Origin of the sequence: Intrasporangium sp. (assembly GCF_051961875.1) — a bacterium.
Taxonomy (GTDB): domain Bacteria; phylum Actinomycetota; class Actinomycetes; order Actinomycetales; family Dermatophilaceae; genus Intrasporangium_A.
In genome coordinates, this window is the sequence record NZ_JBQCCV010000311.1 from 1 (window position 1) to 4006 (window position 4006).

4 protein-coding genes are annotated in these 4006 nt (G+C 69.2%); 1 reads left to right on the top strand and 3 read right to left on the bottom strand.

Annotation, left to right across the window (positions count from 1 at the left end; all coding sequences use genetic code 11):
- The 3 genes from ACTHJJ_RS19110 to ACTHJJ_RS19120 all read right to left on the bottom strand — a co-directional run.
- Positions 1-546 (bottom strand): hypothetical protein (locus tag ACTHJJ_RS19110; RefSeq protein WP_440304535.1); only part of this gene is annotated, 546 nt, incomplete at its 3' end.
- Entirely contained in the window at positions 543-1877 is a 1335-nt protein-coding gene (locus ACTHJJ_RS19115) for a glycosyltransferase (RefSeq protein WP_440304536.1), read from the bottom strand. The genes ACTHJJ_RS19110 and ACTHJJ_RS19115, both read right to left, overlap by 4 nt.
- A gap of 42 nt (positions 1878-1919) precedes the next feature.
- On the bottom strand, positions 1920-2573 hold the full coding sequence (locus ACTHJJ_RS19120) for a TetR/AcrR family transcriptional regulator (RefSeq protein WP_440304537.1): 654 nt from the start codon (positions 2571-2573) through the stop codon (positions 1920-1922).
- 180 nt (positions 2574-2753) lie between these two features.
- Here ACTHJJ_RS19120 and ACTHJJ_RS19125 point away from each other — a divergent pair, with 180 nt between their 5' ends.
- Positions 2754-3887 carry a polyamine ABC transporter substrate-binding protein gene (locus ACTHJJ_RS19125; RefSeq protein ID WP_440304538.1) on the top strand — a complete coding sequence of 378 codons (1134 nt, stop codon included), beginning with the start codon at positions 2754-2756 and terminating at the stop codon, positions 3885-3887.
- Positions 3888-4006 lie beyond the last annotated feature (119 nt).

Below are 4006 nucleotides of genomic sequence, written 5' to 3' on the forward strand. Positions count from 1 at the left end.
GAGCCGGCGGGCGGCCGGGTGTGCGATGGTGCTTCCCGCGGGAGGCAGGTGCAGGCACCACTTGACCACTGCGGCGTCACCGACGATGACGGACTCGTTCGTCTGGTCGACGCTGATCGCTCGCTCCCCGTGGGCCGGCTGCCCCGCCCACCGAGTGAGGACGAACTCGCCCAGCGCCGGGTCGGCGCCCAGACCGGAAGGCGGCGTGGCACCCGCGACGACCGCGGCGGAGCCAGTCGGCGCTGCCTCGACCAGGCGCGCGACGAGTGCCTCGGCCACCCCGTCACCCGGCACTGCGCGTCGCACCGCCTCGTCGGCCAGCACGAGCGGCGCGGTCCACCGGGCACCCGCCCGGTCGCGCACGACGGTCACCCACCGCCCGTCGCCGAGGTCGAGCCCCGCCACGAGCTCGAGTTGTGATGCCACCGTCACTTCGGCGGAACGGGGCCGATCCGGCTGCACGACAGCCGGATCGGCCCGGCGAACCGCCTCGGCCAGCTTGAGGGAGTGGGGGGCGCTGGCCGAGTCGCTTCGGTGGTGGCTCACGCCTGGACGGAGACGGTCATCTCGACGCGGCTGCGGTGCTCGCGCGCCACCCGCTCGATGACGGCGGCTCCGGCGCGCAGGCCATCGCGGGACCGAATCGCTGCACCGACCTCGGCCAACCGGCCGCGCAGCTGCGGGGACAGCACGCGGTCGAGTGCGGCATACATCTGCTCGTCGGTGAAGCTGTACGTGGGCAGCCGCACTCCGAAGCCGAGCTCGTCCATCCGCTGGGCGTTGTCGTACTGGTCCCAGAACAGTGGCAGCACGATCATCGGCTTGCCGTGGTGCAGCGCCTCGGTCACGGTGTTGTTGCCGCCGTGCGTGATGACTGCGTCCACCTGTGGCAGCAGCGTCGTCTGCGGGAGGAACTCGGCGCCGACCATGTTGTCGGCCAGCTCGAACTCCGTGTGCTGCGGTCCCTTGCTGACGATGTACCGATGCGGGGTGCGGGCGAGCACGTCGACGAGGCGGCGCATCAGGTCCACGTCGGCGCTGCCGAGGGACCCGAGCGAGAGGTAGACCAGGGCGCTGCCCTCCGGACGGTCCGCCGCGAGCGACGGCAGCTCGTAGGCCTCGTCGGTCTCGCGCACGCTCGAGTCCATCCGGTGCCAGGTGGCATCGAGTGGCCGGCGGTCCACATAGTCGGCCTCCTCCGGATAGACATAGAGGTTGGCGGTCTCGGAGGTGTGGATGAACTCGAGCTCGGGCAGGGCGGGTGCGCCCTGCTCCATGACCCACGCGTTGAAGGTCTCCCACAGCTCGCGGTGGCTCCGGTCGTACTCGGCCCGGAACGCCTCCCACTCGGTGGGGTCGCCGGCCGGCAGGCCCGAGAAGACGGGAGCGACGGCGTTCCCCTGCATCTCGAGCGGGTTGCACGAGACGATCCGGACGAACGACGCCTCGCAGGTCATCAGGGCCGGGAAGCAGACGACGTTGTCCTCGACGACGACATCGGGCTGGACCCGTTCGATGATCTGGCGCAGCTGCGGTTCGCAGTAGACCGCGCCGTCGATGAGCGCCTGCCAGGTCGGGTGGATGAAGGTCCGCAGCTGCTCGACGGTCGGCTTGCGGAACTCCGGCGCGGTGTCGCGGATGAAGTCCTTCCAGAACTGGCCCGCGTCCTCGTCCTCGGCGGAGTCCGACGGGGGCGCCAGGTCGACAAGGTCCTCCTCGAAGCCGAGGGCCTCGAGCTTCCCGCGCCAGGAGGCTTCCGCGGCGAAGACGACGCGGTGGCCAGCCTTGCGCAGGATGTCGCCGAGCCCGATGCATTGGTTGGTGGGTCCGTATGCCGACTCGGGCATGAACAGGATGGTGAGCGGACGGGCGTTCATCGTTGAACCTCGTCTTTCGTCATCGAGAGGTTTGGCAGGGGGTCAGGGTCCGGCGGTGTCGGGGGCGGTGGACGGTGGGTCGGTGGGCTGGGGGCCGGTCGGCAGTGGGTGTCCGGTCGCGAGGCGGGCGTAGTCGAGGATGAGCTCGGTTGCCGCGGCTCGGTCGATGGTCGGGTGTCGGGCCATCATCCGGTAGCCGTAGGCGTCCTCGAGGGCGACGAGGTTGCGTGCGATGGGCAGGGTCGGTCCGGAAAGGGTGAACACGCCGTGGGTCGCGCCGGACTCGAGGATGACCTGGTACATCGCGACCTGCCGGTCGTACAGCGCGGTGAGCAGGGCGCCGTATACCGTGCTGCGCGCGCTCGCGCCGCCGAGCTCGCACAGCAGCCGGACGTCGGCGTCGTTGCTGTCGACGGGCAGACCTGACCGGATGGTGCGGACGAGCCGCTCCGCCGGGTCGGCGATGTCCTGCAGCTCGCGCATCCGGGCGTCGTAGAACCGCTCCATGCCGGCGCGGTTGGCGTCGAGGAGCAGGTCCTGCAGGTCGGGATAGTGGTAGAGGACGGCGCTCGAGGTGACGCCGGCCGCCTTGGCGACCTGGTTGAGCCGGACCTTCGTGCCGTGCTCGAGCATGGCCTTGCGGGCCGCCTCGACCAGCTTGGCTCGGCGTTCCTCTCCAGCTGCGCGCGTGCCCATCCACACCCCTTCCGTTCTTAACGTGATTCAGTTCCGCGCCAATCTAGCGCTGAAATGAGCACAATCAAGGTCTTGTCCTGCATTGAATTCAGTGCAAGACTCCGGCAACCGTGCGGCCATCGACGTCCTCGCAGGCAGCCGGCCACCATTCTCGGGAGCCAGTCACGCAGGAGCCAGCACATGCATCGAGATGATCGCGCGGCCCGCCGCGCCAAGTGGTCCCTCGCCGGAGCCGCCGTCCTGACCCTCACCCTTGCCGCCTGTGGCGGCACGGTCGGTGGGTCCGAGAACCCGGCCTCTCCGCCGGTCGAGACCCTGAACCCGACCGCCGACCTGTCGTCCCAGTCGCTTGTCGTGTCCAACTGGGCCGACTACATGCCCGAGGACCTGCCGGCGAAGTTCCAGAAGGCCGCCGGTCCGAAGGTCACCGTGACCCACCACGCCACGAACGAGGAGATCGTCGCCAAGCTCACCGCGAGCGGCAACTCCGGCATCGACGTCGCCTTCGTCTCCGGCCAGTTCGCCCAGGCACTCGCCGAGCAGGGCCTGCTCGAGCCGATCCACCACGACCTCATCCCCAACCTCGCCAACCTCTACCCCGAGGCGACCGAGCTCAGCTACGACAAGGGCAACCGGATCTCCGTCCCCTACACATGGGGCACGACCGGGCTCTGCTACCGCAGCGACCTGCTGGACTTCACCCCGTCGAGCTGGAAGGACCTCATCGAGCCTCGCGCCTCCGTCAAGGGCAAGACCACGATGCTCGCGACCGAGCGGTGGCTGATGCTCCCGGCGCAGAAGGCCCTCGGGTTCTCCGCCAACTCCACCGACCCGGCGCAGCTCGACCAGGTCAAGGAGAAGCTCGTCGCCGCGAAGAAGACGCTGCTCGCGTTCGACGACACCACCTTCTACGAGCGGCTGGTGAGCGGCGAGGCCGTCCTCGTCGAGGCGTGGGACGGCTGGTGCAACTACGGCATCGCCAAGAACAAGAACATCAAGTTCGTCGTGCCGAAGGAGGGCAGTGACCTCTGGGCCGACACCATGGTGATCCTCAAGAGCTCGAAGAACAAGGAGGCGGCGCACGCCTTCATCAACTACATCCTCGATGCGGACGTGCACTCCTGGGCCGTGGAGAACATCCTCTACAAGGTTCCGAACAAGGCGGCCATGGACAAGGTCGCTCCGGAGCTCGCCAAGGAGTACCCGAACATGGGGATGACATCGGCCGAGCTGCTCAAGCAGGAGAGTCTCGTCGATCTCGGGGAGGCCGCGCCGACCTACACCAAGATCGCCACCGAGATCACGTCGAGCTGATGTCCCGACGCACGGGGTTCCGACCGTGGGGCCCCCGCCGCGGCGCCCCCGCGGCCCGGCGCGGCCGCCCCCGGGCGGGGCGCGCCGGGCGCCCCCGGTTCATGGCCGTCCCCAAAGGC

What these genes read in the sequence shown, in the direction of transcription:
- ACTHJJ_RS19115 (WP_440304536.1), bottom strand. Translation starts at nt 1,877, where the DNA reads ATGAACGCCCGTCCGCTCACCATCCTGTTCATGCCCGAGTCGGCATAC.
- ACTHJJ_RS19120 (WP_440304537.1), bottom strand. Translation starts at nt 2,573, where the DNA reads ATGGGCACGCGCGCAGCTGGAGAGGAACGCCGAGCCAAGCTGGTCGAG.
- ACTHJJ_RS19125 (WP_440304538.1), top strand. Translation starts at nt 2,754, where the DNA reads ATGCATCGAGATGATCGCGCGGCCCGCCGCGCCAAGTGGTCCCTCGCC.